Genomic DNA, 25,689 nt, shown 5'->3' on the forward strand with positions numbered 1-25,689 from the left:
CATGCTCGAATCCTATCTGACCTTGAAAGCCGAATATGAAATCGTCCCAATGCAGCTGCGGGATTGCATTGAAGTCGCCGCCCTGCATGGCGAGCGCTTCGCGCGGGTTTGGGGCGATACCGAGTTCGAGGATCTGCTGTCGCAGGACACGACCTTCGGCTTCGTTGCCCGGCAGACCAACGCCATTCTGAAAAAGCCGCTTCCGGGCTTCGTGCTGGCGCGGCATGTCGCGGGCGAGGCCGAAATCCTGACGATTGCCGTCAGCGCCAAGCTTGGCCGCACCGGCCTTGGCTGGCGGCTGATGCAGGCGGCGCTGCGCGAGGCGCGCAATCGCGGCGGCGAAACCATGTTTCTCGAGGTCGATGGCGTCAATCAGCCGGCCATCGGGCTCTACCGTAAGCTCGGTTTCGAGACGGTCGGAGAGCGCAAGGCCTATTATGTCGATGAAAACGGTGCGAAATCGACGGCGCTTGTCATGCGGCGCGTTCTTCGCTAGTCCGTTGTCATAGACGAAGTGACCGAAGACCGTATTTGATGATCGATCCCGTAAAATCTCTGGAGGAGCTTTGCGCCGAGCGCGGCATGCGTATGACGGAGCAGCGCAAGGTCATCGCCCGCATCATCGAAAGTTCCGAGGATCATCCCGATGTCGAGGAGCTGTATCGCCGCTCCGTCAAGGTGGATGCGAAGATCTCGATTTCGACGGTTTATCGCACGGTGAAGCTTTTCGAGGATGCCGGCCTTCTGGCCCGTCATGATTTCCGCGACGGCCGCTCGCGTTACGAGACCGTGCCGGAAGAGCATCATGATCACCTGATCGATCTGAAGAGCGGCGAGGTGATCGAATTCCACTCGCCGGAGATCGAGGCGCTGCAGGAGCGCATTGCCCGCGAACATGGTTTCAAGCTCGTCGACCATCGGCTGGAGCTCTATGGTATCCCGCTGAAGAAGGACGAACGCTGAGGTGATGACTGTCGTGCCGGAGCGAATGATTTGGTGACCTGGCTGCGCGTCGGCTGTGCCGTCATCGTCATCTTTGCCGTCAGTCTCGTCATGCTGCCGCTGCAGATCCTCTGCCTGCGCTTTGACTGGAAGCTCAGGCGATATCTGCCGCGCTACTGGCACCGCATCGTCTGCTATTGGCTCGGCGTTCGCATCCATGTCGTCGGACAGCCGGAAAGCCGCCGACCCCTGATGCTGGCCGCCAACCATTCGTCCTGGCTGGATATCCTCGTGCTGTCCTCCGTTGCCGACGTCGCCTTCATCGCCAAGTCGGAAGTGCGGGACTGGCCGATCTTCGGTCAGTTCGCGCAATGGCAGAAGAGCGTCTTCATCGAGCGCGAGCAGAAGCGCAAGACCGGCGATCAGGTCAACGAGATCGCCGAGCGCATGGCCAATGGCGAGATCATGGTGCTGTTTCCCGAAGGCACGACATCGGATGGCAACCGTCTGCTGGAGGTCAAATCCTCGCTGTTTGGCGCGGCCGCCGCCGCCCTGCCGAAAACGCCGGATGCGGTCGTGCATGTCCAGCCGGTGGCGGTCGCCTATACCCGCATTCACGGCATCGCCATGGGCCGCTACTATCGTCCGATCGCTGCCTGGCCAGGTGACATCGAGCTGGTGCCGCACCTGAAGGACATCGTCGCCTGCGGCGCCATCGATGTCGATGTCTGCTTCGGCGAGGCCGTGGAGTATCGCGCCGACACGAAGCGCAAGGATGTCAGCGCTACCGTCGCGCGGCGCATCCGCAATATGCTCGCAAGCCGGCTGCTTGGCCGCGAGATTGCCTGATATCCGGGCGATTCCAACTTTTTGATTTTCTCGGCGAGCAAAAGCCACTACATAGCGGCCATGACCAAGGACAGCTTAACTCTCGACGCCCCGGAGCCGACCGCCCTGCAGCTCGGCATCCGCGATGGCTCCAACAGCCGCAAGGTTTTCATCAAGACCTACGGCTGTCAGATGAACGTCTATGACTCGACGCGGATGAGCGATGCGCTCGCCCGCGATGGCTATGAGCCGACCGAGGACATGGAAGAGGCCGATCTGGTCCTGCTGAACACCTGTCATATCCGCGAGAAGGCCGCCGAGAAGGTCTATTCCGCACTCGGTCGCCTGCGCGATATGAAGAAGCGCAAGGCTGCCGATGGCCGCGAGATGATGATCGGCGTCACCGGTTGCGTCGCCCAGGCCGAAGGCGAGGAAATCCTCCGTCGTGCGCCCGCCGTCGATGTCGTCATCGGCCCGCAGACCTATCACCGCCTGCCGGACGCGTTGCGCCGCGCCAAGGAAGGCCAGCGCGTCGTCGACACGGAATATGCGCTCGAGGATAAGTTCGAACATCTGCCGACGCCGGAGCGGTCGAAAATCCGCGCTCGCGGCGTTACCGCGTTCCTGACTGTGCAGGAAGGCTGCGACAAATTCTGTACTTTTTGCGTTGTGCCCTATACGCGCGGCTCCGAAGTCTCCCGTTCTGTCGCCCAGATCGTCGAAGAGGCTGAAAAACTTGTGGATGGCGGAGTGCGCGAAATCACGCTGCTCGGCCAGAATGTCAATGCCTGGCATGGCGCAGGACCGAAGGGCGAGGCCTGGAGCCTCGGCGATCTGCTTTACCGGCTGTCGGAAATTCCGGGTCTTGCCCGGCTGCGCTACACCACCAGCCACCCCCGCGATATGGACGACCGGCTGATATCGGCGCATCGTGACCTGCGTACGCTGATGCCCTATCTGCACCTGCCGGTCCAGTCTGGATCTAACCGTATTCTGAAGGCGATGAACCGTCGGCATACGGCAGCCGAATACTTTGCTCTCATCGAGAAAATCCGCGCTGCACGGCCGGATATAGCCCTTTCCGGTGATTTCATCGTCGGTTTCCCGGGGGAGACAGAACAGGATTTTGCGGATACACTCCGTCTGGTGGAGGAGGTGAACTATGCGCAAGCCTTCTCGTTCAAATATTCGACGCGCCCGGGCACGCCCGGTGCGGAGCTGAAGGACCAGGTGCCGGAAGAGATCAAGGCGGAACGGCTTGAACGGTTGCAGGCGTTGCTATTGAAGCAGCAACACGCTTTCGCCGATGCCTGTGTCGGCAAAGTGGTCGATGTGCTCCTGGAAAAGCCTGGCCGCATGCCGGGACAGTTGATAGGTCGCTCTCCCTGGCTTCAGTCTGTGAATATTGATGCAAAAGCATCGCAAATCGGTGACATTATAAACGTACGAATCACCGGGACCAGCACCAACAGCCTTTTTGCTGAGTTGCTCTAGGTTTCGGACGGCACAAGGAGCCACACCGCTTGAACGGACAGGAATTGGTTTCTTCATCATCGCGCCAGCCCCGCATCGCGAGCGACGCCAATCACTTCATCCTGACGTTCGAGAATAATCGGTTCGCCAGCGAACTTTTCGGACAGTTCGATCAGAATCTGAAGCTGCTCGAGGAGCGTCTCGGCATCGATGCCCGCGCCCGCGGCAACTCCGTCGTCATTACCGGCGATGTCTCGGCCACCAACCAGGCGCGCCGCACCCTCGATTATCTCTATGACAAGCTGCAGAAAGGTGGGAATGTGGAGCGCTCCGACGTGGAAGGGGCAATCCGTATGGCGGTTGCCGCCGACGACCAACTGACGTTGCCGACCATGGAGAAAAAAGCCAAGTTGACGATGGCGCAGATTTCGACGCGCAAGAAGACGATCATCGCGCGCACGCCGACACAGGATGCCTATATGCGGGCGCTGGAGCGTTCCGAGATGGTCTTCGGCGTCGGCCCGGCCGGCACCGGCAAGACCTATCTCGCCGTCGCCCACGCCTGCCAGCTTCTGGAGCGCGGTGCCGTCGAGAAGATCATCCTGTCCCGCCCGGCCGTCGAAGCTGGTGAGCGCCTCGGCTTCTTGCCCGGCGACATGAAGGAAAAGGTCGACCCCTATCTCCGTCCGCTCTATGACGCGCTCTATGACATGATGCCGGCCGACAAGGTCGAACGTGCCATTACCGCCGGCGTCATCGAAATCGCGCCGCTCGCCTTCATGCGCGGCCGCACGCTCGCCAATGCTGTCGTCATCCTCGACGAGGCGCAGAACACTACGGCGATGCAGATGAAGATGTTTCTGACCCGTCTAGGCGACAACGGGCGCATGATCATCACCGGCGACCCGAGCCAGGTCGACTTGCCGCGCGGCATCAAGTCCGGCCTGGTGGAGGCCCTGGATCTGCTGACCGGCGTCGAGGGCATCACCATCGTCCGCTTCAAGGACGTCGACGTCGTCCGTCATCCGCTGGTGGCGCGCATCGTCCGGGCCTATGATGCGACTTATGCCGTTCCTGCTGTGGGCGGTGGCGGTGAGGCCGATCCGCAGATCTGATGGCCGAACTCGATATACAGATCAGCGTCGAGGAGGGCGATTGGCCCTCCGAAGACGTTTTGCAGGCTTTGGCTGAGCGCGTTCTTGGCGTGGCCGCCGCCTATCTCAAAAAAAATGAGAAGCAGCCTTTTCCGAAAACGGCGCTGGAAGTGTCACTCGTCTTCACCGACGATGCCGCGATCCGCGAGATCAATGCGGAATGGCGGGAACAGGACAAGGCGACCAACGTCTTGTCTTTCCCCGCTTTTCCGCTGGTCCCCGGCGGCAAGCCCGGCCCGATGCTCGGCGATATCATCATCGCCAGGGAGACGGTGGAGCGCGAGGCGGTCGAGCTGGAAAAGAGTTTTGACGACCATCTCACCCATTTGATGGTGCATGGTTTCTTGCATCTCTTCGGCTACGACCATATGAATAATAGCGAAGCCGAAAGAATGGAGGGGCTGGAGACTCGCATTTTGGCTGGTCTTGGCCTATCTGATCCCTATGCGGGGCAGGACCCCATTTGACTTGAACCCTGTCTGATCAGGAACAATGAGCGACTTTACGACAAGACCGGCCTCTGAGGCCAAAGACGGCGCCGACACCGCCTCCTCCGATGAGGCAGGCAGTAGTAGCAACGGCAAGCGATCGCAATCTTCCTTCTGGGCACGCGCAGCGCGCATTCTACGTCCGGCTCAAGGGTCAGCACGACTGCGCGAGGATCTCGCTGACGCGTTGATCGCCGGGGCCACCGATGACGACGCCTTTTCGCCGGACGAGCGGGCGATGCTGCACAACATCCTCCGCTTCCGCGAAGTGCGGGTCGAGGACGTCATGGTGCCACGCGCCGATATCGAGGCGGTCGACCAGAACATCACCATCGGCGAGCTGATGATCCTCTTCGAGGAGAGCGGCCGCTCGCGCATGCCGGTCTATGCCGAAACGCTGGATGACCCGCGTGGCATGGTGCATATCCGCGATCTGCTCTCCTATGTCGCCAAGCAGGCGCGCAACAAGCGCCGCGCCGGCAATGGCAAGGCGGCGGCCGCATCGGCAGCGACCCCGGCCGAAAAGCCGGCGCGCTCGGCCAAGCCGAATTTCGACCTTTCTCGCGTCGATCTCCAGAAGACGTTGGCCGAAGCCGGCATCATCAGGAAGATCCTGTTCGTGCCGCCCTCGATGCTTGCCTCGGATCTTCTCCGCCGCATGCAGGTCAACCGCACGCAGATGGCGCTGGTCATCGACGAATATGGCGGCACCGACGGTCTCGCATCGCATGAAGACATCGTCGAAATGGTTGTCGGCGACATCGACGATGAACATGACGACGACGAGGTGATGTTCAAGCGTGTCTCCGAAGACGTCTTCGTCGCCGATGCCCGTGTCGAGCTGGAGGAGATCGCCGCGGCGATCGGCTCCGATTTCGATATCAGCGAGCAGGTAGACGAGGTGGATACGCTGGGCGGATTGATCTTCTCTGCGCTTGGCCGCATCCCGGTGCGTGGCGAGGTCGTCCAGGCGCTGCCGGGCTTCGAGTTCCATATTCTCGATGCCGATCCGCGCCGCATCAAAAAGGTTCGCATCACCCGCAAGCGTCATGCCGCGCGTCGTCGTCCGACCAAGGCGGATGGTGAGGGAGGCGGGCTCGACCGCGATCTGCCGTCGCCGGATACGATTTCCGAGGGATCTTCGGCCGAACGGAACGCTGCCAGCCAATAGAACAGTGCTTCAACAGGACAAATCGCTGCTTTTTTGAAAGACTGCGGCCAATTGATTCGCAGTTTGACGGAGCGCGCGCATGGAACGGCTTTCGGGCAAGGTGATCCTCGTCTGGGGTTTCAAACGCGCGCTGCTTGCCATTCTCGCCGGAGCCATCGGTGTTCTGGCGCTGCCGCCCTTCGGCTTCTTCGCGGCGATGTTCGTGTCCTTCACATTGCTCGTCTGGTTGTTGGACGGTGCCGCGGCTGGCCCTGACAGCGGTTTTCTTGGCCGTCTTTGGCCGGCTTTTACCACCGGCTGGCTGTTCGGCTTCGGCTATTTCGTCGCCGGTCTCTGGTGGCTCGGCCACGCGCTGCTGATCGATGCCGATCAATTCGCCTGGGCATTGCCGTTGGCGATCCTCGGCCTGCCTGCTTTTCTGGCGATTTTTTACGGTGTAGCGGCGGTGCTTGCCCGCCTGCTCTGGTCCGACGGCATGGGGCGTATTGCCGCACTCGCCTTCGGTTTTGGCCTGCTGGAATGGCTGCGCAGCTTCCTTTTTACCGGCTTTCCCTGGAATGCCATCGGTTATGGCGCCATGCCCATACCGCTGATGATGCAATCGGCGCATGTGATCGGTGTGCTCGGCGTCACCGTGCTTGCCGTCTTCGTTTTCGCCGCCCCGGCCTTGCTGGGAACACGCCAGGGCCGAGTGCCGGGGATCGGGTTAGCGGTGCTCATCGCCGCCGCGCATTTCGCTTACGGCTATTATGCGCTCAACCTGCCGGCGCTGCCGCCGGCGGCCGGCAAGGCGGCTCCGGTAGTGCGTATCGTGCAACCGGCGATCGACCAGGAAGCCAAGATGGATACGGCCGCCGACCGCAACGCCATCTTCGACAAGCATCTTTCGCTCTCGGTTCAGCCGCCTGTGAATGGCGGCAAGCGGCCCGATATCATCGTCTGGCCGGAAACTGCCATCCCTTTCATTCTGACCGATAATCAGGATGCGCTCACCCGCATTGCCGACCAGCTGGACGACGATCAGATCCTGATCACCGGCGCGGTTCGGGTCGAGGATATGGGACCGGGCGTCGAGCCGCGCTATTACAATTCCGTCTATGTCATCGACGGGCGCGGCCAGATCATCGGTGCCTCCGACAAGACCCATCTCGTTCCTTTCGGCGAATATGTGCCCTTCGAAAATATCCTCGGCTATCTCGGCATCGAGAATGTCGTCGAGTTGCCCGGCGGTTTTTCGGCGGCCGCGAGCCGGCAGTTGCTGACGCTGCCCGATGGCATCAAACTCTACCCGCTGATCTGCTATGAGATCATTTTTCCGAATGAGATGACGCCGGAAATCCGGCAGGCGGATGCCATTCTCAACGTCACGAACGATGCCTGGTTCGGGGATACGCCCGGTCCTTACCAGCACTTCCTACAGGCGCGGGTGAGGGCGGTCGAGCAGGGGCTGCCGCTGATTCGGAGCGCGAACACCGGTGTTTCAGCCTATGTCGACGCTCACGGACGTTTGATTTCTGGAATTGATTTTAATGAGCAAGGGTTCGTCGACTCCACTTTGAGTGGTGCAACCGTATCGCGCATCGACGATAGCGTAAGGAAAACCTATTTCTGGTTGATCATCGGGATAGTCGGTATGATCGCTGTGATTTCACGCATGGGTTTTATTTCAAGGGTGAATTGACCAAAAAACCCTAAAATTGCATAGTGCTTGCCGAACGCCGTTTTGCACGTAGATCAGAAGCCGGGTGGGCGTCGGCTGCAACGTGGCGTTAATAGGGGCGGTTAAGGGCACCGGGTGACAGGACCTGTATTCAACCTATGTTAGGGTAATGAGATGATTGAGAATAAAAAGAAGCCTAACCCGATCGACATTCATGTCGGTAGCCGCATTCGCCTCCGCCGCACGATGCTGGGCATGAGCCAGGAAAAGCTCGGCGAGAGCCTCGGAATTACATTCCAGCAGATCCAGAAATACGAGAAGGGCACCAACCGCGTTGGCGCCAGCCGCCTTCAGAATATTTCCAGCATTCTTAACGTTCCTGTTTCCTTCTTCTTCGAGGATGCTCCGGGCGATCACACGACGACCGCCGGCGGTTTGGCCGAGGCCTCCAGCTCCAACTATGTTGTTGATTTCCTGTCGTCCTCCGAAGGCTTGCAGCTGAACCGCGCCTTCGTGAAGATTTCCGACGGCAAGGTTCGCCGCAAGGTCGTCGAACTCGTTAAAGCTCTCGCGGCCGAGGCCGACGCGGAGTAGTCGTTTCGACGCAGCGCCATGGTAGCAATGTCGAAAGGCGGCCATTTTGGCCGCCTTTTGCGTGTTTGGCGCAAAAATTTATCACGTCCACCGGGATATAAAGATATATTTATGTCCTTCTGTGGCTTGTTTTTCGGCCGCGACACGAATATCAAAAGAGGAGATTTGTTCTTTGAGGGGAATCCCGCATGCGCGCGAATTATCTGTTTACCAGCGAGTCAGTTGCCGAAGGTCACCCGGATAAAGTTTGTGACCGTATCTCCGATGAAATCGTCGATCTGGTCTACCGCGAAGCTGCAAAGACCGGCATCAACCCCTGGGGTGTACGCATTGCCTGCGAGACCCTTGCCACCACCAACCGTGTCGTCATCGCTGGCGAAGTTCGCCTGCCGCCGAGCCTGATGAAGAAGGACAAGGACGGCAACGACGTCATCAATCCCTCGAAGTTCAAGGCCGCCGCTCGCCGCGCCATCAAGGATATCGGCTACGAGCAGGACGGCTTCCACTGGAAGAAGGCACGCATCGACGTGCTCCTGCATTCGCAGTCCGCCGACATCGCCCAGGGCGTTGACAGCGCTTCCGACCAGCAGGGCGACGAGGGTGCCGGCGACCAGGGCATTATGTTCGGTTATGCCTGCCGCGAAACGCCTGATCTCATGCCGGCGCCGATCTATTATTCGCACAAGATCCTGCAACTGCTCGCGACCGCCCGCAAGAAGGGCGACGGCGACGTTGCCAAGCTCGGCCCGGACGCCAAGAGCCAGGTGACCGTCCGCTACGTCGACGGCAAGCCGTTCGAGGCAACTTCGATCGTGCTGTCCACCCAGCATCTCGACGAAAGCTGGGATTCGAAGAAGGTTCGCGCCGTCGTCGAACCCTATATCCGCGAAGCGCTCGGCGAGCTGAAGATCGCGCATGATTGCAAGTGGTACATCAACCCGACCGGCAAGTTCGTCATCGGTGGTCCGGACGGTGATGCCGGCCTGACCGGCCGCAAGATCATCGTCGACACCTACGGCGGCGCAGCTCCGCATGGCGGCGGTGCCTTCTCCGGCAAGGACACGACCAAGGTCGACCGTTCCGCCGCCTATGCCGCGCGCTACCTCGCTAAGAACGTCGTTGCCGCCAGCCTTGCCGATCGTTGCACGATCCAGCTTTCCTACGCCATCGGCGTTGCCCAGCCGCTGTCGATCTATGTCGATCTGCACGGCACCGGCAACGGCGTTACCGAGGATCAGGTCGAAGAAGCGATCCGCAAGAACATGGATCTTTCGCCGACCGGTATTCGCCGCCACCTCGACCTCAACAAGCCGATCTACGCCAAGACCTCGGCCTACGGCCATTTTGGCCGCAAGGCGGGCCGTGACGGCTCGTTCTCCTGGGAGCGCACGGACCTCGTCAAGGCGCTGAAGGAATCCGTGAAGATCCAGGAAGCTGCATGATCGATACGGAGCGCCGGTCGCGGGCGACGGAAGCATTCTTTGGCCGGCGCAAGGGTAAAGCCTTGCGCGGCCAGCAAGCCGAAAAGCTTGAAACGCTGCTGCCGCGGTATCTCGTTGATCTTTCCACGCCGGCGCCTCTGCCGCTGAATGACCTGTTTCCGGTGCCGACCGAGCGTTTGCGCCTGGAAATCGGTTTCGGTGGCGGTGAGCACCTGATCCACAGGGCGCTCGAGCAGTCGACGACCGGCTTCATCGGCGTCGAGCCTTTCGTCAATTCCATGCAGAAGCTGCTTGCCAGCATCGATGAGACCGGTGCGCGCAATATCCGCGTCTATAACGACGACGCGACGCAACTGCTGGACTGGCTGCCGGACGCCTGCCTCGACCAGATCGATCTGCTCTATCCTGATCCCTGGCCGAAGAAGAAACACTGGAAGCGCCGCTTCGTCTCGCAGGTCAACCTCGAACGCTTCCACCGCGTTCTGAAGCCCGGTGCGCGCTTCTGCTTCGCTTCTGACATCGATACCTATGTCAATTGGACGCTGCAGCATTGCCACGCCCATGGCGGCTTTGAGTGGACGGCGCAGAATGCCGCCGACTGGCTGACACCCTATGAGGGCTGGCCGAGCACACGCTATGAGGCGAAAGCCCGGCGCGAGGGGCGGTCTTCCGCCTATCTGACATTCAAGAAGGTTTGAGCGGCCGTTTCGGGGTCGCCGGAGATTGATCTCCAGACATTCAGGCCCCAGACATGCAGGCTAAGGCTTCCCGTATCGCATCGGGCCTGCCGCAGCCCTGCCGGGCTGCGCGCATCGAAGCTGCGAAAGTTGCGGCGATTTAGGTTTCGCCGCCTCGTCTTGCCGGCACTTAATGTAGGCTGACCGTCTTCAACTCGTCCTCGGCTGCCTTGTAAAAGGTGCTGGACCGGTTGTCGGTCAGAAGAATCGGCGTGCCGTCGGCGCCGAAGAGCGCCCAGAGGTCGACATCGGGATCGATATCGGAAGGCGCTTCCGGGAAGCAGCGGGATACTTCTTCGGAGCGAATTTTCCGGATATAGGCAACCTCACCGCTGCCCAGATGGGCAAGTTCGGATTGGGTCAGGCGGGCAGTGGCTTCTCTCATAAGCATGTTCGTACCTCCAGTATGAGGGACCAACGGCAATCAGCCGTTGTCCTACTGTGAGACCGAAATGTTAATTTTCTTTACCATACGCGCCGGCTCCGGCCGAATGAGGTCGACGGAGAGCAGTCCGTTCTTCAAAACGGCGCCAAGCACCTGCATGCCGTCGGCCAAAACGAAGACGCGCTGGAATTGGCGGGCCGCAATACCGCGATAGAGATAATCGCGTTCTTCCTGCTCCACCTGCCGACCGCGGATGAGAAGCTGATTTTCTTCCGTGGTGATGTCGAGCTCGTCTTCGGAGAAGCCGGCAACCGCAAGCGTGATACGCAGGCGTTCGGGCTCGCCCGAAATACGATCGGGGCGCATGCGTTCGATATTGTAGGGGGGGTAACCATCGCTGGCCTTGGAAATCCGCTCCAGCGTCTTTTCCATGGTATCGAAGCCCAGAAGAAGAGGGCTGGCAAAAGGCGTCGTCCGGCTCATCGTCAAGTCCTTGGGTAGCAAGCGACCTTTCCGGACCTGATCGTCAGCACCCGGCAGTCGCTAATATGGGGGCATGGGGAGGGGAGTGCAAGACGGTCCGGCTTCGCAGCTGCGAAATCAGTTTCGCTGGAGAAACGTTCGTCGTCTTCTCGCCCTTGTGGCTGCTTGACAAAGCTCCGGCGGGCTCGCATCAAGTCATGCCGATCTGCACCGGAGGGAAGCCACAGATATGACCGAGCCCAGAAAAATCATCATCGATACCGATCCCGGCCAGGACGATGCCGCGGCGATCTTGCTTGCCTTCGGAAGCCGCGAGGAACTCGAGGTGCTCGGCATCACGACAGTTGCCGGCAACGTGCCGCTGGCGCTGACGAGCCGCAATGCCCGCATCGTTTGCGAGCTCTGCAATCGCCGCGACGTCAAGGTCTTTGCCGGTGCCGATGCGCCGATCAAGCGTAAGCTGGTCACCGCCGAGCATGTGCACGGCAAGACCGGCCTCGACGGTCCTGAACTGCCCGAACCGACCATGGCGTTGCAGCCGGGCCATGCCGTCGACTTCATCATCGAGACGCTGCGCAGCGAACCGCAGGGCGCCGTCACACTCTGCACGCTCGGTCCGCTCACCAATATCGCGCTCGCCTTCCAAAAGGCTCCGGATATCGTCGGTCGCGTTCGCGAACTGGTGATGATGGGCGGCGGCTTCTTCGAGGGCGGCAACATCACGCCGGCCGCCGAATTCAACATCTATGTCGATCCGGAAGCCGCCGATGTCGTCTTCCGCTCCGGCGTGCCGATCGTCATGATGCCGCTCGATGTGACCCATCAGCTGCTCACCCGCAAGGATCGCGTCGCGCGCATCGCCGCGATCGGTTCGGCGCCGGCTAAGGCCATGGTCGAGATGCTGGAATTCTTCGAGCGCTTCGACATCGAGAAATACGGTTCCGACGGCGGCCCACTGCACGATCCAACCGTTGTTGCCTATCTGTTGAAGCCGGAGCTATTCAAGGGTCGCGACTGCAATGTCGAGATCGAAATCACCTCGGAACTGACCGTCGGCATGACCGTTGTCGATTGGTGGCATGTGACCGACCGCAAGCATAATGCCAAGGTCATGCGGGATGTCGATGCCGACGGCTTCTTCGCGCTGCTGACGGAACGTTTCGCGCGCATCTGATCATTTGCGCGAACCAATTAAATGCAAAAGGCCGCCGGGATGAATCGGCGGCCTTTTGCATTTCTCATGAGCCGGCTCAGAACTCTTCCCAATCGTCCCGTGCCAATGCGTTGGCACCTTGGGTCTGCGGTCGCGCTTTGCGAGTTGGAGCAGCGGCAGGCGAGGTCCGGTGAGCTTGCGCGGGCGTACGCATCTGCTGGGCGGCGGCACGCAGCGCCGAGGCATTGTCCTGGCCGCCATGCGACGTGCGGAAGCGGGCGACAAGCGCTCTCAGCGTCTGGGCTTCGTCGTTCAGCGCCACGCTGGCGGCCGTGGTTTCCTCCACCATCGCCGCGTTCTGCTGCGTCACCTGGTCCATCTGGTTGACCGCGGCGTTGATTTCCTTCAACCCGATTGCCTGCTCGCTGGCCGAAGCCGAGATCTGCCGGATAAGGCTGTTGATCTCCATCACCTGCTCGGCAATCTTGTGCAGCGCATTGCCGGTATGGCCGACAAGATCGACACCTTCCTTCACCTGACCGGCCGAGGTGTTGATCAGGGTCTTGATTTCCTTGGCGGCGTTGGCGGATCTCTGCGCCAGCTCACGCACCTCCTGCGCCACGACAGCAAAGCCCCTGCCTGCCTCGCCGGCGCGAGCGGCTTCGACGCCGGCGTTGAGAGCCAGCAGATTGGTCTGGAAGGCGATCTCGTCGATGACGCTGATGATGCGGGAGACCTCCTGCGACGACTGCTCAATGCCCTGCATGGAGGCGATCGCCTTCTGCACGATCTCGCCGGAGCGTCCTGCATCCTCCGATGCTGCGTTGACGCTGCTTGCCGCCGTGCGTGCGTTCTCGGCGCTGGAGTTGACCTGGGCGGTCAGCTGGTTGAGCGCGGCCGCGGTCTGTTCCAGGCTCGCCGCCTGCTGCTCCGTGCGGCGGGCAAGATCGGAGGCGCTGTTGCTGATTTCACCGGTGCCGTTACCAATATTGCCGACGCTGAGGTTCATGGTGTGCACGGTCTCTTCGAGGCTTGCGAGGGCCTCGTTGAAATCCTGCTTCAGGCTGGCATATTCGCCGGGGAATTCCTCGGCGATGCGATGGCCGAGATTGCCCTTGGAAAGCTCTGCCAGGCTCTGGCCGAGAATGGTGACGATGCGCCGCTGCAGCGCGACGGTTTCGCCGCGTTCCGTCTCCGAGCGATAACGCTCGCCTTCCGCGGCGCGGCGCTGGTCGTCGGCCTCTGTTTCCAATCGCTTCGCATCGGCAAGCCCAAAGCGAAAGCCTTCAAGCGCCTTGGCGACCGAGCCGATCTCGTCGGTTCCGGTCTGGCCCGTGACAGGTTCGCCATAGTTACCGGCGCTGAGGCTGTTGACGCTGGCAACCAATCCGCTGAGCGGCTTCTGCACGAAGCGGCGGACGGCGGCATAGAGGGCCAGCATGACGGCGGCGAGCACCAGGATGCCGCCAATGATCATCATGTAGGTCTGATCACGCACGGGTGCTTCGATCGCGCTATGCGGCACATCGACAAGAACGACCCAGGTGGCGTTGAGGCCGGGCACAGCGAAAGGATAGACCACGCGGTCGAATGCCTCTCCACTGCCATCGGCGAGGTTTTTCAACAGGCCTGCCGTCGAGGATGTCAGCGCGGCCTTGATGACGTCGGCGCCGTCGCCCTTGTAGTCCTTCATCAGCAGTTCTTTGCTCGGCGCCACCAGCCATTTGTTATCCTGCGAAACCAGCAGCACGCGGCCGGAACCGAAGGGATGCAGGTTCTGCAGCTTGGTGGACAGCGAGGCGAGCGAGATATCGACACCGGAAACGCCGATCATCTTGCCGCCGGACATGACCGGATAGGCGATCGAGCTCATGGTTGTGGGAACCTCGGTGCCCTCGGCCATATAGGGCGGGGTGATCGCGCCCTTGCCGCTGTCGGCGGCGAGCTTCCACCATGCGGCGGTGTAGTCGTTGTCGAAGGTGGAGTACTGGATGCCGCCATCCTTGGTCTTTGACCAATAGGGTGTAAACGCGCCCTTGTCGTTGACGCCTTGATCCTTGTTGCCGGCAAGCTCCGTCGTCTTGCCGTCGAACGTGCCGAGCTGCTCGCAGAACCAGCTGCCGAAGGCGAAGGCGTTCTGTTCGACATTGGCCTTGAGGATATTGATGATGCCTTTGCGGTCGAAGGTATGGCCCTCGTGACCACGGCCGATCACGGCGGCCATCGAGCGGGCGGCGCTGGCGAGTTCGCCGACATTGGCGGCGATCTCGTTGGAGATGGATTTGGCCTCGCTATTGGCCTGGTCCATCGTCAGCGTCTGGACGCGATCGCGTGTCTGGGAAATCAGCAGGAAATTCGAGACGAACAGGACAAGCGCAATCGCCAGCCCGGTGACCAGGATGAGCTTGGCCGCAAGCGACTTCATACGAAAGATGGACATCATTTCCTCGAGAGCGATGCGTCGGATGCACATTATCCGAATGCAAGGTCGGCACAGGATGGCCCTGTCATGGGGCCGCCGGGAAAATGCCTGCCGCCGCGAGACGTTGATACACGGCAGACGAGAGGAGGATGATGGCGAAGCGGAAAAATTTAATTAACTTGCTTTGCTGAAATATCCCGTTTGCAGGCGATTTCGCCTGCAAACGGGATACTCGAGCACGGTGGGTCTCAAAGACGCGCGACGACGTCGCTTGCAACCGGAATGGCAGGCTGGGCGCCGGGCTTCAGGCAGGCAAGCGAACCGGCGACGGCGGCGCGGCGCAAGCTCGCGTGGAAATCCAGACCCTGGTCGAGGCTGGCGGCGAAATAGCCGCAGAAGGTGTCGCCGGCGCCGACGGTATCGACCGGCTCGATGACGAGGCCCTTGGCGCGCGAAAGCTCGCCATTGCGGATGGCGATGACGCCGTCGCCGCCAAGCGTGACGATCAGCGTCTGCCCAGTCTCGGCATGCAGGCGGATAAGCGCCGCCTCGCGATCGCTGGCCGACATATTGTCCTGGCCGGCGAGCAGCTCGAATTCGGTTTCGTTGGCGATGACGATGTCGGCGAGACGCCCGAGGCGCGCTGCTTCGGGAATGAGCGGCGCAAGGTTGAGAACCGTGCGCACGCCCTTGGCCTTGGCGGCAGTCAGCGCCGTTTCGACGGCCGCAACCGGGATTTCGAATTGCAGCATCAGCGTATCGCTAGCACTCAGCGCATCGACGACGGCGGTTGCGTCTTCGGCCGTCTTCGTGCCGTTGGCGCCGGGGACGACAGCAATCATGTTCTCGCCGTCACCGCCGACCAGGATCAGCGCCGTGCCGGTCGGTTCGGAAACATGAGCCACCGTGGAAAGATCGGTGCCGGCAGCGTCGAGGAGGGCAAGGGCGGGCTCGGCGAAACCATCATTGCCGACGGCACCGGTCAGGCGCACGGTCGAACCGGCGCGGCGCGCGGCCAGCGCCTGGTTGGCGCCTTTGCCGCCGGCGGCGGTGGAAAAGCCGTTGCCGGCCACCGTCTCGCCCGGCTTCGGCAGGCGGTCGGTGGTGGCGATGAGGTCCATGTTGATGGAGCCGAAAATGGTGATCATGGGATGTCCTGCCCTGCTTGCTGGTCGATCATGATCCCGTCACGGCAACTATGCCTGTTTTGCGGATCATGCGCTGATTTGGCGCGACACTGCCCGAAGCGGTCAGTCCTCGTCAACCACCCTTAGCTTGAGTTGACCGGTGCGATTGTCGATAGGTTTCGGCCGGTCCTCGGCGGCGGGCTTTGCCGGCTCGACGACGGTCTCGAATTCCAGCGCCTCTATCCGCTCGCCACGCCGCGCCAGCTTGTCGGCGGAGGTGACGATCATATCGACATCCTTCTGCGCCATGGCGAAATGCCCCTGCAGCTTTCGCACCCGTTCGTCGAGGCGGGAGAGATCGTCCATCAGATGCGCGACTTCCCCCTGGATCACATGCGCCTGCTCGCGCATACGCTGGTCCTTCAGCACTGCCTGGATGACCTGGATCGACAGCATCAGTAGCGACGGCGAGACGATGACGATGCGCGAGCGCTGTGCCTTCTGCACGATCGCTTCGAAATTCTCGTGGATTTCGGCAAAGATCGATTCGGAGGGGACGAAGAGGAAGGCGGTATCCTGCGTCTCCCCCTGGATGAGATATTTCTCGGCGATATCGCGGATATGCACTTCGAGATCCCGGCGGAATTGCTGCGCGGCGACCTTGCCATGCTCCGGGCCTGCGGCAGTGGCGTTGCGGATGGCGTTCCAGGCTTCCAGCGGAAATTTGGCATCGATGACCAGCGGTGGTGAGCCGTTCGGCATACGGATGGTGCAGTCCGGCCGCGAACCGTTCGACAGCGTCGGTTGAAACGCATAGGCGCCCATCGGCAGTCCGTCGGCGATGATCGTTTCCATGCGCGCCTGGCCGAAGGCACCGCGCGTCTGCTTGTTGGAGAGGATCGCCTGTAGCCCGACGACATCCTTCGCCAGCGACTGGATATTGGTCTGCGCCGCATCGATGACGGCCAGCCGCTCCTGCAGACGGCGCAGGTTCTCGTGCGTCGAGCGCGTCTGTTCGCCGATCGTCGCCGTTACCCGCTGTGACATGCCATCCAGACGCTGACCAATGGCCTGATTGAGCTCTGCCTGCCGCGAGCCGAAGACCTCGGTCATGGCGGCAAGCCGCCCCTGCATCTCCGTCTGCGCCCTGAGGATCGCCGCCATGTTGTGCTCGGCATCCTCGGCCCGCAGCATATCCTCCTCCGATTGCCGCCTTCTGCCGTTGATGACAAGGACGATCACGATGATCAGGAGCAGAATGATAAGGCCGGTCAGAGCCGGGACTGCGGGAATTGCCTGGCCGAAGAGGGTAAAGGACATGATATCGTATATACTCGTGGAACTCTTGCCGGCACCATAACAAAACCGCGAAGAATATCCAGATCAAAACGTGAACAAAATTCCGGGGCGTCTTTGTCGACCCGAAGCCGTAGTCGTTGAAAAAACACGCTTCGACTGCCAACTAGATAATTCCATCGCGCCAAAAGATGCGTTATGGGAAACGTCATGACGATCAAGCCACTCATCATTTTGCCCGATCCGCTGCTCCGCCAGGCCTCCAAGCCCATCGAGCGTGTCGATACCGAAATTCTGCGCCTTGCCGACGACATGCTGGAAACCATGTACGACGCACCGGGCATCGGCCTTGCAGCCGTCCAGATCGGCGTGGCCCGCCGCATGCTGGTGATCGATGTCGCGCGTGAAGGCGAGGACAAGCAGCCGCTGGTCTTCATCAATCCCGAGGTCGTCGCCTCGTCGGACGAGCGTTCGGTATATGAGGAAGGCTGTCTCTCCATTCCGGACTATTACGCCGAGGTCGAACGCCCGGCCCGTGTCACCGTCAAGCACATCGACCGCGACGGCAAGGAACAGCTCATCGAAGCCGACGGCTTGCTCGCCACCTGCCTGCAACACGAGATCGATCACCTGAACGGCGTGCTGTTCATCGACTATATCTCGCGGCTGAAGCGCGAGATGGTGATCAAGAAATTCACCAAGGCGGCCAAGTCGAAGGCGCTTTGAGTAGTCGCCGTTGAAAGATGCGGCTGAAGCGCCTATGATATCATTGATATCAAATGGAGGTGCTGAATGAGCGACCTTTTGCTACGCGGCATGGACGAGGCACTGAAAAAGCAATTGCAAGCGAATGCCAATCGACATGGCCGAAGTCTTTCCGATGAGGCAATTGATCTGCTACGCCAATCTCTTGGGCGTCAGCTGAATTCAGGTACCTCTGCGGGGCAGAGACTGCGGGCCATTCTTGGCAAAGAGAAATTGACCGAGGATGAGATCGAGGCAATTGCCGCTTTCCGGCATGCACCGGATCGCGAGCCGCCGCGGTTCGAGTGACTGCACTGTACAACAGGCTGTGTTGCAGGAGATGCTGCTGTGAGTGATCTCCTACTCGGAGATTCCGAATGATCGTTCTAGACACCAATGTCATATCGGAGCTGCAGGGGCGGTTATACAGCGATCGGATACTTTCGTGGCTCGATGCTCAGGATGCTGAGGCTGTTTTTCTGACAACGATTACCATTGGCGAGGTTCGTTTTGGACTGGAACTTCTGGTCGAGGGCAAGCGCAAAGCTGGGTTGCTTTCGGAATTGGAGGCAATCGAAGCAGAGTTTACCGGACGTATTCTTGTTTTTTCGCCAAACGCTGCTCATCACTACGGGGTGATTTCTGCCCAACGCCACAAGATCGGGCGACGCATGGAAACCAAGGATGCCATGATCGCCGCCATCTGCCTTGCGCATGGCGCAACATTGGCGACGCGGAATACAAAAGATTTCGAAGGGCTTGATCTTAGGCTCGTAAACCCGTTTGAAGGCGGCTAATTTAGTTAGCCGGACGGATCGCATGTCGCTCAGCATTATCTTTATGGGAACGCCCGAATTTTCCGTGCCGACGTTGCGGTCGCTGATCGATGCCGGTCATAAGATCCGTGCCGTCTATACGCAGCCGCCGCGTCCCGGCGGGCGGCGTGGGTTAGACCTGCAGAAGTCGCCGGTGCATCAGGCGGCGGAGCTGTTGGGCCTGCCGGTATTCACGCCGGTCAATTTCAAGGATCAGGAAGAGCGCCAGCGTTTTCGCGAGCTCGATGCCGATGTCGCCGTGGTTGTCGCCTACGGTCTGCTGTTGCCCGAGGCGATCCTCACCGGCACGCGGCTCGGCTGCTATAACGGCCATGCCTCGTTGCTGCCGCGCTGGCGCGGGGCCGCTCCCATCCAGCGGGCGATCATGGCCGGCGATAAGAAGACCGGCATGATGGTGATGAAGATGGACAAAGGCCTCGACACCGGCCCGGTCGCCCTGACCCGCGAAGTCGAGATCGGCGGCACCATGACTGCCGGCGAATTGCATGACAAACTGATGCAAGCCGGCGCCAAGGCGATGGCCGAGGCGATGAACAAGCTGGAATATAATGAGCTGCCGCTGACCGAGCAGCCCGCCGAGGGCGTCGTCTACGCCGCCAAGATCGACAAGGGTGAGACCCGCATCGATTTCAGCAAGCCGGCCGCCGATGTTCACAATCATATTCGCGGCCTGTCGCCCTTTCCGGGCGCCTGGTTCGAAATGGAAATTGCGGGCAAGCCGGAGCGTGTGAAGGTGCTTGGCTCCGAACTTGCCGAGGGCGAGCGCGCTGTCGGTGAAGTGCTGAGCGACGATCTGGCGATTGCCTGCGGTTCCGGTGCTGTCAGGCTGACGAAGCTGCAGAAGGCCGGTGGCAAGCCGATGGCCGCGGCCGACTTCCTGCGCGGCACGCCAGTCGCGGCGGGCACGATACTGGCGCTGGGACCCGTCTGATGCCGCGCTACCGTATGACCGTCGAATATGACGGCATCCCCTATGTCGGCTGGCAACGTCAGAACAACGGTCCTTCCGTACAGGGCGCGATCGAGCGCGCCATCCTGTCGTTGACGGGTGAGACGGCTTCCGTTCGCGGCGCGGGACGCACCGATTCCGGCGTGCATGCCGTGGGTCAGGTGACCCATGCCGATCTGTCCAAGGAATGGAAGCCGCACACGCTGCGCAATGCGCTCAACGCCCATCTGCGGCTTGCCGGCGACCGTGTCGCCATTCTGAATGTCATGGAAGTCGATGCCAGCTTCGACGCCCGTTTTTCGGCAATCCGCCGGCACTATCTTTATCGCATTATCGTCCGCCGCGCGCCGTTGGCGCTGGAGGCCGGGCGCGCCTGGTGGGTGGCGAAGGATATGGATCACGAGGTCATGCATACAGCGGCGCAAACCCTGGTCGGCCGGCACGATTTCACGACCTTTCGATCGGTGCATTGTCAGGCCAACAGCCCGGTGCGCACGCTTGACCGACTGGATGTGACGCGGAGTGGCGAGCTGATCGAGATCCGCGCCACGGCGCAAAGTTTCCTGCACAATCAGATCCGTTCCTTTGCCGGAACGCTGAAGCTCGCGGGCGAAGGCAAGTGGACGCCGGACGATGTGCGAACCGCATTGGAGGCGCGCGACCGCAAGGCTTGCGGCCCTGTTGCGCCGCCGGACGGGCTCTATTTCATGCAGGTGGATTATCGTGATGATGCCGGTTCCGCGCCGCCGATCCCCGACGACGAATCGGACGATTCGTAAGGTACCCCATCCAGGTCTGGGGGAGTGATACATTATGTCGCGCGCATACTTGTCACGGCACAATCGATGGCTTATAGCCTCGCCCGGGAGGATCTATAGCCGAATGATATGAGGCAGGATTAGCGATGCCCAACAATCCCAAGAGCATCAAGACGCGCGCCGAACGCTCTTCCACCATTGAGATGAGCCGGCGGCAACTTCTTGGATCCGCAGCCGCCAGCGCCGCTGCTTTCAGCCTTCCCGCACTGCCCAGCTGGGCTGCCCCTGCCGAGAGAGCAGTGGATGTTCTCCTTGTCGGCGGTGGCATCATGAGCGCGACGCTCGGTGTTCTCCTGACCGAGCTGGAGCCCTCCTGGACGATCGAAATGCTTGAGCGGCTCGATGATGTCGCACTGGAAAGCTCCAACGGCTGGAACAACGCCGGGACCGGCCATTCGGCTCTAGCCGAACTCAACTACACGCCCCAGGACGAGAACGGCACCGTCCATATCAGCAAAGCGGTCGAGATCAACGAATCCTTCCAGATATCCCGCCAGTTCTTTGCCCATCAAGTGGATGTGGGTGTTCTGAAAAACCCGCGTTCTTTCATCAATTCGACGCCCCACATGAGTTTTGTCTGGGGTGACAAGAATACCGACTTCCTGGAAAAGCGTCATCAGGCGCTGAAGGCAAGCCCGCTCTTTTCCGGCATGAAGTTCTCGCGCGATCACGACGAGATCGCGAAATGGGTTCCGCTCATGATGGAAGGGCGCGACCGCTCGCAGAACATCGCGGCGACATGGTGCCCGCTCGGAACAGACGTGAATTTCGGCGAGATCACCCGGCAATATGTCGCGCATCTCAAGAGCCAGTCGACCTTCAAGTTGCACACCTCTTCGGAAGTGCACGCGATTGAGCGTAACGAAGACGGCACCTGGCGCGTCACCTACGCGGATACCAAGGACGGCTCCAGCAAGGGCACGATCAACGCGAAGTTTCTGTTCCTTGGTGCCGGCGGCGCTGCCCTGCCATTGCTTCAGATGTCCGGCATTCCCGAAGGTGACGATTACGCCGGCTTCCCCGTCGGCGGCTCGTTCCTCGTCTGCGACAATCCCGATGTGACAAGCCTGCATCTGGCAAAGGCCTATGGCCAGGCTTCAACCGGTGCGCCGCCCATGTCCGTGCCGCATCTCGACACGCGCATGCTGGACGGAAAGCGGGTGGTTCTGTTCGGACCCTTCGCGACCTTCTCCACCAAGTTCCTGAAAGAGGGATCCTATCTCGATCTGCCCGCCTCGGTGACGCTCGACAATATCTGGCCGATGATCCGGGTGGCCCTGGATGAGTTCAGCCTTGTCGAATATCTGGCGGGCCAGCTGATGCTGTCCGATGAGAACCGTCTGGCGGCGCTGCGCGAATATTTCCCGCATGCCAAGGCGGAAGATTGGCGCCTATGGCAGGCTGGCCAGCGTGTTCAGATCATCAAGCGCGACGAAGAAAAAGGTGGCGTCCTGAAGCTCGGGACTGAAATCGTTGCGTCGAAGGACGGCAGTATTGCCGCGCTGCTCGGCGCTTCGCCCGGCGCATCCACCGCGCCGCCCATCATGCTCGATCTGCTCAAGAAGGTATTCGCCGAGCGGCTCGCGACGGCCGAATGGCAGGAAAAGATCCACAATATTGTTCCGAGCTATGGCGTGAAGCTGAACGAGACTCCTGAGGTGCTTGCTAAAGAGTGGGCCGCGACGGCCGGTCGGCTGCAACTGGCCATCGCTTCGCCGGCCATCGATGCGTCTGCGCTGGCAAAGCCCGATGGGACGAGTGCTCCGAACGGTGCAGTCAAGCATGTTCCGGATATGGCACTCTGATTGTGCTCCGGCACGATCGGCTCTGATGCGTCTTTGGAACTAGGTTCACAACGCCGTAGCGCTTCGAAAGAGCGCTACGGCTTTTTATTTGTTGTATCGCTTGGCGGACCGCTTTTGTCGTCGTGGCGCATCTCTCCATTCCTATGGGAATAATGCGCGGTCCAATGTCGGGAGCAGACATCTAGCCCGGCGGATAGATGCCGAGGAAACGTTGCAGAAAATCAGTCAGCAGCATGGTCGGGATCAGCAGCACCAGCGTCAAGGTGCCGATGAAAAGCGGATGGGTACCGCAGATCATCCTCAGCATGCGGGCAAGCGAAAAGACGATCGCCATCATCAGCCCCAGCCACAGGATGGCCACTAGCCCGCTGGCGCCGGGGATGAAGGCCAGCAGCGCGATCAAGAGGGCGTTGAGATAGGACGTCGGCAGGCCGAGCCAGTTGACGACGACGACGACAGGCGCGAATTTGTCGCCGAAGCGGAAGATCATCAGCAGCACGCCGGCGAGCACCAGCGGCGTCAGCCAGCTGGCCGCCTCGACCAGCGCCAGACGCAGGAAAAAGGCCATGCCGGTCGAGGTTTCCGGCGGCATGGCGGTGAGATAGGCCTGCTGCCACCAGAGCCAGGAAATGCCGATCGACGGCAGGCTCCAGAGGATCGCCCAGAAGGAGCGCAGCATGCCACGGTCCGATATGTCGAGATATTGGAAGCCTCGCGCGTCCATGCGCAGCAGAAGCCACAGGCCCGCCAGATAATATTGGACTTCCTTAAAGCTCGGCATTCGCAAACCAGCGCTGGATGAAGGTCTCGTAGATCTCGGTCAGGGTTTCGAGATCCGCGACAGCCACCCTCTCATCGACCATGTGCATGGTCTGGCCAACAAGGCCGAACTCCACCACCGGGCAATAGTCCTTGATAAAGCGGGCATCCGAGGTGCCGCCGGTGGTCGAAAGCTTCGGCGTATGGCCCGTGACATTTTCGACTGCCGAGGAGAGCGAGGCGATCAGCGCATTGTTGCGCGTCAGGAAGACCTGGCTCGGACGGTCGGACCAGGTGATGTCATACTTAGTCGGCTCACGACCGGGACGGAGTGTCTGATCGGCCGCAGCAGCATCGAGGCGGGCGAGAATCTCCGCCCTTAGGGTCTCGACGGTCCAGGTGTCGTTGAAGCGGATATTGAAAGCGGCGGTCGCCTTGGCGGGGATGACGTTGGTGGCGGCATTGCCGACATCGATCGTCGTCACTTCGAGGTTCGACGGCTGGAAATTGTCGGTGCCGGCGTCGAAAGGCGGGTCGAGCAGCGCCTCGGTCAATTTGACGATGCTGCGCACCGGATTGTCGGCGAGATGCGGATAGGCCGCGTGGCCCTGCACGCCATGAACAGTGATGAAGCCGGAGATCGAACCGCGACGGCCGATCTTGATCATATCGCCGAGCTGATCGGGATTGGTCGGCTCGCCGACGAGCGAGGCGTCCCATTGCTCGCCGCGCTCGGCGGCCCATTGCAGCAGCTTGACCGTGCCGTTTATCGCAGGGCCTTCCTCGTCGCCGGTGATGAGGAAGGAGATGGAGCCGGCCGGCGGCCCATGCTTTTCGATGTGGCGTGCGACGGCGGCGGCAAAGCAGGCGATGCCGCCCTTCATGTCGACCGCGCCACGGCCGAAGAGTTCGCCACCGGCGATGTCGGCGGCAAAGGGCGGATGGCTCCAGGAAGCGGCGTCGCCGACGGGAACGACGTCCGTATGGCCGGCGAACATCAGATGCGGCCCCTCGGTGCCGAGACGGGCATAGAGGTTCTCGATATCGGGCGTGCCCGCCTCGCTGGCCGTCATGCGCTCGACCTTGAAGCCAAGCGGCAGCAGCATGTCGGCGAGCGCGGTGAGCGCGCCGCCTTCGGCCGGCGTCACGGAGGCGCAGCGGATCAGGGTTTGCAGATTGGCGACGGGATCGGTGGCGGTCATCGGAGGCTACTTATCCGGGGAGAGATGGCAAGGCGATGGCGAGGCTATGGCAACTGGTGGGCCATTATTGTCTGAAAATTTCCGCCGCGGTTCCAGCCGATCATGCAAGGGCCGTCACCCGGCCGGCGGGCCGGAGCGCTTCCCCAAGAGGCGCGCTCCCGAAGTCATATCAATCGCGCAGCAGCTCGTTGATGCCGGTCTTGGAGCGGGTCTTTTCATCGACGCGCTTGACGATGACGGCGCAATAGAGGCTCGGAGCCGGCTGGCCGTTTGCCATGGTGTTGCCGTTCGGCAGCGCGCCGGCAACGACGACGGAGTAGGGCGGCACTTCGCCATAGGTGATCTCGCCGGTGGCGCGATCGACGATCTTGGTCGACTTGCCGATGAAGACGCCCATGCCGAGCACCGAGCCTTCGCGGATGATGCAGCCTTCGACCACTTCCGAACGGGCGCCGATGAAGCAATTGTCCTCGATGATCGTCGGGCCGGCCTGCATCGGCTCCAGTACGCCGCCGATGCCGACGCCGCCGGAAAGATGGACATGCTTGCCGATCTGCGCGCAGGAGCCGACGGTCGCCCAGGTGTCGACCATGGTGCCTTCGCCGACATAGGCGCCGAGATTGACGAAGGACGGCATCAGGATGGCGTTCGGGGCGATATAGGCAGAGCGGCGGACGACGGCGTTCGGCACAGCGCGGAAGCCTGCCTCGCGGAAGCGGTTCTCGCCCCAGCCCTCGAACTTCGACGGCACCTTGTCCCACCAGGTCGAGCCGCCGGGGCCGCCGTCGACGATTTGCATGTCGTTCAGGCGGAAGGAGAGCAGCACGGCTTTCTTGAGCCACTGGTTGACGGTCCAGTTGCCGTCGGAACCACGCTCGGCCACGCGCACCTTGCCACTGTCGAGCAGGTTCAGCGCAGTTTCCACGGCGTCGCGAACTTCGCCGCGTGTCGAGACGTTCACATTGTCGCGATTTTCAAAGGCCGCCTCGATGGCGTTTTCGAGAGAGGCGAGGTCGGTGGCACTCATGAGAATTCCTTAAACTTCAATGGCTATCGTTGCGATCGGAAGAGTGTCCGCAGATACGGTCGATTGGTCCTACAGCATGGGCCTGAAAAATGGAATGATTTTTCGGTGCGGATTGAGCTTGGATTCAAGGCGTTAGAGGGGCATATGCGATACTCGGCCGCTCGCGCTGCGGTGTATGGCGGCCCTTGAAGGAT

26 protein-coding genes are annotated in these 25,689 nt (G+C 61.0%); 18 read left to right on the forward strand and 8 right to left on the reverse strand.

Annotation, left to right across the window (positions count from 1 at the left end):
- Position 1: 1 nt before the first annotated feature.
- The 11 genes from PMI03_RS16645 to PMI03_RS16695 all read left to right on the forward strand — a co-directional run bounded on the left by PMI03_RS16645 (position 2) and on the right by PMI03_RS16695 (position 10,450).
- Positions 2 to 496, forward strand: coding sequence for a GNAT family N-acetyltransferase (locus PMI03_RS16645; RefSeq protein ID WP_007695395.1), 495 nt, complete (start codon positions 2 to 4; stop codon positions 494 to 496).
- A 38-nt stretch (positions 497 to 534) separates the two neighbouring features.
- On the forward strand, positions 535 to 963 hold the full coding sequence (locus PMI03_RS16650; protein WP_007695400.1) for a Fur family transcriptional regulator: 429 nt from the start codon (positions 535 to 537) through the stop codon (positions 961 to 963).
- 30 nt (positions 964 to 993) lie between these two features.
- Positions 994 to 1,791 carry a 1-acyl-sn-glycerol-3-phosphate acyltransferase gene (locus tag PMI03_RS16655; RefSeq protein ID WP_007695403.1) on the forward strand — a complete coding sequence of 266 codons (798 nt, stop codon included), beginning with the start codon at positions 994 to 996 and terminating at the stop codon, positions 1,789 to 1,791.
- A 60-nt stretch (positions 1,792 to 1,851) separates the two neighbouring features.
- A complete protein-coding gene (miaB, locus tag PMI03_RS16660) occupies positions 1,852 to 3,264 on the forward strand; it encodes a tRNA (N6-isopentenyl adenosine(37)-C2)-methylthiotransferase MiaB (protein WP_007695405.1) in 1,413 nt (470 codons plus the stop codon).
- A 29-nt stretch (positions 3,265 to 3,293) separates the two neighbouring features.
- Entirely contained in the window at positions 3,294 to 4,358 is a 1,065-nt protein-coding gene (locus tag PMI03_RS16665) for a PhoH family protein (protein WP_007695406.1), read from the forward strand.
- Entirely contained in the window at positions 4,358 to 4,864 is a 507-nt protein-coding gene (gene ybeY, locus PMI03_RS16670; protein ID WP_007695407.1) for an rRNA maturation RNase YbeY, read from the forward strand. Before PMI03_RS16665 ends, ybeY begins: the two co-directional genes overlap by 1 nt.
- Before the next feature lie 25 nt (positions 4,865 to 4,889).
- On the forward strand, positions 4,890 to 6,056 hold the full coding sequence (locus PMI03_RS16675) for a hemolysin family protein (protein WP_007695408.1): 1,167 nt from the start codon (positions 4,890 to 4,892) through the stop codon (positions 6,054 to 6,056).
- 79 nt (positions 6,057 to 6,135) lie between these two features.
- The gene (lnt, locus tag PMI03_RS16680; RefSeq protein WP_007695409.1) at positions 6,136 to 7,737 is read left to right on the forward strand and encodes an apolipoprotein N-acyltransferase; all 1,602 of its coding nucleotides are present in this window, start codon (positions 6,136 to 6,138) and stop codon (positions 7,735 to 7,737) included.
- A gap of 153 nt (positions 7,738 to 7,890) precedes the next feature.
- A complete protein-coding gene (locus PMI03_RS16685) occupies positions 7,891 to 8,310 on the forward strand; it encodes a helix-turn-helix domain-containing protein (protein ID WP_007695410.1) in 420 nt (139 codons plus the stop codon).
- A 188-nt stretch (positions 8,311 to 8,498) separates the two neighbouring features.
- Complete coding sequence (gene metK, locus PMI03_RS16690) at positions 8,499 to 9,752, forward strand: methionine adenosyltransferase (RefSeq protein ID WP_007695411.1); 1,254 nt, start codon at positions 8,499 to 8,501, stop codon at positions 9,750 to 9,752.
- A complete protein-coding gene (locus tag PMI03_RS16695; RefSeq protein ID WP_007695412.1) occupies positions 9,749 to 10,450 on the forward strand; it encodes a tRNA (guanosine(46)-N(7))-methyltransferase TrmB in 702 nt (233 codons plus the stop codon). Before metK ends, PMI03_RS16695 begins: the two co-directional genes overlap by 4 nt.
- A 169-nt stretch (positions 10,451 to 10,619) precedes the next feature.
- Here PMI03_RS16695 and PMI03_RS16700 read toward each other — a convergent pair whose 3' ends face one another.
- Entirely contained in the window at positions 10,620 to 10,880 is a 261-nt protein-coding gene (locus PMI03_RS16700) for a DUF1150 family protein (RefSeq protein WP_007695413.1), read from the reverse strand.
- Positions 10,881 to 10,925: 45 nt separating this feature from the next.
- On the reverse strand, positions 10,926 to 11,357 hold the full coding sequence (locus PMI03_RS16705; RefSeq protein WP_007695414.1) for an Hsp20 family protein: 432 nt from the start codon (positions 11,355 to 11,357) through the stop codon (positions 10,926 to 10,928).
- Positions 11,358 to 11,586: 229 nt separating this feature from the next.
- Here PMI03_RS16705 and PMI03_RS16710 point away from each other — a divergent pair, with 229 nt between their 5' ends.
- A complete protein-coding gene (locus tag PMI03_RS16710) occupies positions 11,587 to 12,531 on the forward strand; it encodes a nucleoside hydrolase (protein WP_007695415.1) in 945 nt (314 codons plus the stop codon).
- Between the two features lie 76 nt (positions 12,532 to 12,607).
- Here the strand turns inward: PMI03_RS16710 and PMI03_RS16715 are convergent, their stop codons facing one another.
- The 3 genes from PMI03_RS16715 to PMI03_RS16725 all read right to left on the reverse strand — a co-directional run bounded on the left by PMI03_RS16715 (position 12,608) and on the right by PMI03_RS16725 (position 17,379).
- Positions 12,608 to 14,950, reverse strand: coding sequence for a methyl-accepting chemotaxis protein (locus PMI03_RS16715; RefSeq protein ID WP_007695416.1), 2,343 nt, complete (start codon positions 14,948 to 14,950; stop codon positions 12,608 to 12,610).
- A 230-nt stretch (positions 14,951 to 15,180) separates the two neighbouring features.
- Positions 15,181 to 16,080, reverse strand: a complete 900-nt coding sequence (locus tag PMI03_RS16720) for a ribokinase (RefSeq protein ID WP_007695417.1) — start codon at positions 16,078 to 16,080, stop codon at positions 15,181 to 15,183.
- A gap of 102 nt (positions 16,081 to 16,182) precedes the next feature.
- A complete protein-coding gene (locus PMI03_RS16725) occupies positions 16,183 to 17,379 on the reverse strand; it encodes a DNA recombination protein RmuC (protein ID WP_007695419.1) in 1,197 nt (398 codons plus the stop codon).
- Positions 17,380 to 17,565: 186 nt separating this feature from the next.
- On the opposite strand from PMI03_RS16725, the gene def reads away from it, so the two are divergent.
- The 6 genes from def to mqo all read left to right on the forward strand — a co-directional run bounded on the left by def (position 17,566) and on the right by mqo (position 22,507).
- A complete protein-coding gene (gene def / locus PMI03_RS16730; protein WP_007695421.1) occupies positions 17,566 to 18,081 on the forward strand; it encodes a peptide deformylase in 516 nt (171 codons plus the stop codon).
- Between the two features lie 66 nt (positions 18,082 to 18,147).
- Positions 18,148 to 18,408, forward strand: coding sequence for a FitA-like ribbon-helix-helix domain-containing protein (locus PMI03_RS16735; RefSeq protein WP_007695423.1), 261 nt, complete (start codon positions 18,148 to 18,150; stop codon positions 18,406 to 18,408).
- 68 nt (positions 18,409 to 18,476) lie between these two features.
- Positions 18,477 to 18,896: a type II toxin-antitoxin system VapC family toxin gene (locus tag PMI03_RS16740; protein WP_007695425.1), complete on the forward strand. Its 420-nt coding sequence runs from the start codon at positions 18,477 to 18,479 to the stop codon at positions 18,894 to 18,896.
- A gap of 22 nt (positions 18,897 to 18,918) precedes the next feature.
- Positions 18,919 to 19,866: a methionyl-tRNA formyltransferase gene (gene fmt, locus PMI03_RS16745; RefSeq protein ID WP_007695426.1), complete on the forward strand. Its 948-nt coding sequence runs from the start codon at positions 18,919 to 18,921 to the stop codon at positions 19,864 to 19,866.
- A complete protein-coding gene (truA, locus tag PMI03_RS16750) occupies positions 19,866 to 20,663 on the forward strand; it encodes a tRNA pseudouridine(38-40) synthase TruA (protein ID WP_007695428.1) in 798 nt (265 codons plus the stop codon). The genes fmt and truA overlap by 1 nt, the downstream gene beginning before the upstream one ends.
- Before the next feature lie 125 nt (positions 20,664 to 20,788).
- Complete coding sequence (mqo, locus tag PMI03_RS16755; RefSeq protein WP_007695431.1) at positions 20,789 to 22,507, forward strand: malate dehydrogenase (quinone); 1,719 nt, start codon at positions 20,789 to 20,791, stop codon at positions 22,505 to 22,507.
- Positions 22,508 to 22,688: 181 nt separating this feature from the next.
- Here the strand turns inward: mqo and PMI03_RS16760 are convergent, their stop codons facing one another.
- The 3 genes from PMI03_RS16760 to dapD all read right to left on the reverse strand — a co-directional run bounded on the left by PMI03_RS16760 (position 22,689) and on the right by dapD (position 25,495).
- Positions 22,689 to 23,288 (reverse strand): hypothetical protein, encoded by a 600-nt coding sequence (locus tag PMI03_RS16760; RefSeq protein ID WP_007695433.1) that lies wholly within the window; start codon positions 23,286 to 23,288, stop codon positions 22,689 to 22,691.
- Positions 23,275 to 24,468 (reverse strand): succinyl-diaminopimelate desuccinylase, encoded by a 1,194-nt coding sequence (gene dapE, locus PMI03_RS16765; protein ID WP_007695440.1) that lies wholly within the window; start codon positions 24,466 to 24,468, stop codon positions 23,275 to 23,277. Before dapE ends, PMI03_RS16760 begins: the two co-directional genes overlap by 14 nt.
- Positions 24,469 to 24,637: 169 nt before the next feature.
- A complete protein-coding gene (gene dapD, locus PMI03_RS16770) occupies positions 24,638 to 25,495 on the reverse strand; it encodes a 2,3,4,5-tetrahydropyridine-2,6-dicarboxylate N-succinyltransferase (protein ID WP_007695441.1) in 858 nt (285 codons plus the stop codon).
- Positions 25,496 to 25,689 lie beyond the last annotated feature (194 nt).

The organism is Rhizobium sp. AP16, assembly GCF_000281735.1.
Lineage (GTDB): Bacteria > Pseudomonadota > Alphaproteobacteria > Rhizobiales > Rhizobiaceae > Rhizobium > Rhizobium rhizogenes.

Excerpts from the sequence above, each read along its gene's own strand:
- PMI03_RS16645 (WP_007695395.1), top strand. The coding sequence starts at position 2 with ATGCTCGAATCCTATCTGACCTTGAAAGCCGAATATGAAATCGTCCCA.
- PMI03_RS16650 (WP_007695400.1), top strand. The coding sequence starts at position 535 with ATGATCGATCCCGTAAAATCTCTGGAGGAGCTTTGCGCCGAGCGCGGC.
- miaB (WP_007695405.1), top strand. The coding sequence starts at position 1,852 with ATGACCAAGGACAGCTTAACTCTCGACGCCCCGGAGCCGACCGCCCTG.
- ybeY (WP_007695407.1), top strand. The coding sequence starts at position 4,358 with ATGGCCGAACTCGATATACAGATCAGCGTCGAGGAGGGCGATTGGCCC.
- PMI03_RS16675 (WP_007695408.1), top strand. The coding sequence starts at position 4,890 with ATGAGCGACTTTACGACAAGACCGGCCTCTGAGGCCAAAGACGGCGCC.
- lnt (WP_007695409.1), top strand. The coding sequence starts at position 6,136 with ATGGAACGGCTTTCGGGCAAGGTGATCCTCGTCTGGGGTTTCAAACGC.
- PMI03_RS16685 (WP_007695410.1), top strand. The coding sequence starts at position 7,891 with ATGATTGAGAATAAAAAGAAGCCTAACCCGATCGACATTCATGTCGGT.
- metK (WP_007695411.1), top strand. The coding sequence starts at position 8,499 with ATGCGCGCGAATTATCTGTTTACCAGCGAGTCAGTTGCCGAAGGTCAC.
- PMI03_RS16695 (WP_007695412.1), top strand. The coding sequence starts at position 9,749 with ATGATCGATACGGAGCGCCGGTCGCGGGCGACGGAAGCATTCTTTGGC.
- PMI03_RS16700 (WP_007695413.1), bottom strand. The coding sequence starts at position 10,880 with ATGCTTATGAGAGAAGCCACTGCCCGCCTGACCCAATCCGAACTTGCC.
- PMI03_RS16705 (WP_007695414.1), bottom strand. The coding sequence starts at position 11,357 with ATGAGCCGGACGACGCCTTTTGCCAGCCCTCTTCTTCTGGGCTTCGAT.
- PMI03_RS16710 (WP_007695415.1), top strand. The coding sequence starts at position 11,587 with ATGACCGAGCCCAGAAAAATCATCATCGATACCGATCCCGGCCAGGAC.
- PMI03_RS16715 (WP_007695416.1), bottom strand. The coding sequence starts at position 14,950 with ATGTCCATCTTTCGTATGAAGTCGCTTGCGGCCAAGCTCATCCTGGTC.
- PMI03_RS16720 (WP_007695417.1), bottom strand. The coding sequence starts at position 16,080 with ATGATCACCATTTTCGGCTCCATCAACATGGACCTCATCGCCACCACC.
- PMI03_RS16725 (WP_007695419.1), bottom strand. The coding sequence starts at position 17,379 with ATGTCCTTTACCCTCTTCGGCCAGGCAATTCCCGCAGTCCCGGCTCTG.
- def (WP_007695421.1), top strand. The coding sequence starts at position 17,566 with ATGACGATCAAGCCACTCATCATTTTGCCCGATCCGCTGCTCCGCCAG.
- PMI03_RS16735 (WP_007695423.1), top strand. The coding sequence starts at position 18,148 with ATGAGCGACCTTTTGCTACGCGGCATGGACGAGGCACTGAAAAAGCAA.
- PMI03_RS16740 (WP_007695425.1), top strand. The coding sequence starts at position 18,477 with ATGATCGTTCTAGACACCAATGTCATATCGGAGCTGCAGGGGCGGTTA.
- fmt (WP_007695426.1), top strand. The coding sequence starts at position 18,919 with ATGTCGCTCAGCATTATCTTTATGGGAACGCCCGAATTTTCCGTGCCG.
- truA (WP_007695428.1), top strand. The coding sequence starts at position 19,866 with ATGCCGCGCTACCGTATGACCGTCGAATATGACGGCATCCCCTATGTC.
- mqo (WP_007695431.1), top strand. The coding sequence starts at position 20,789 with ATGCCCAACAATCCCAAGAGCATCAAGACGCGCGCCGAACGCTCTTCC.
- PMI03_RS16760 (WP_007695433.1), bottom strand. The coding sequence starts at position 23,288 with ATGCCGAGCTTTAAGGAAGTCCAATATTATCTGGCGGGCCTGTGGCTT.
- dapE (WP_007695440.1), bottom strand. The coding sequence starts at position 24,468 with ATGACCGCCACCGATCCCGTCGCCAATCTGCAAACCCTGATCCGCTGC.
- dapD (WP_007695441.1), bottom strand. The coding sequence starts at position 25,495 with ATGAGTGCCACCGACCTCGCCTCTCTCGAAAACGCCATCGAGGCGGCC.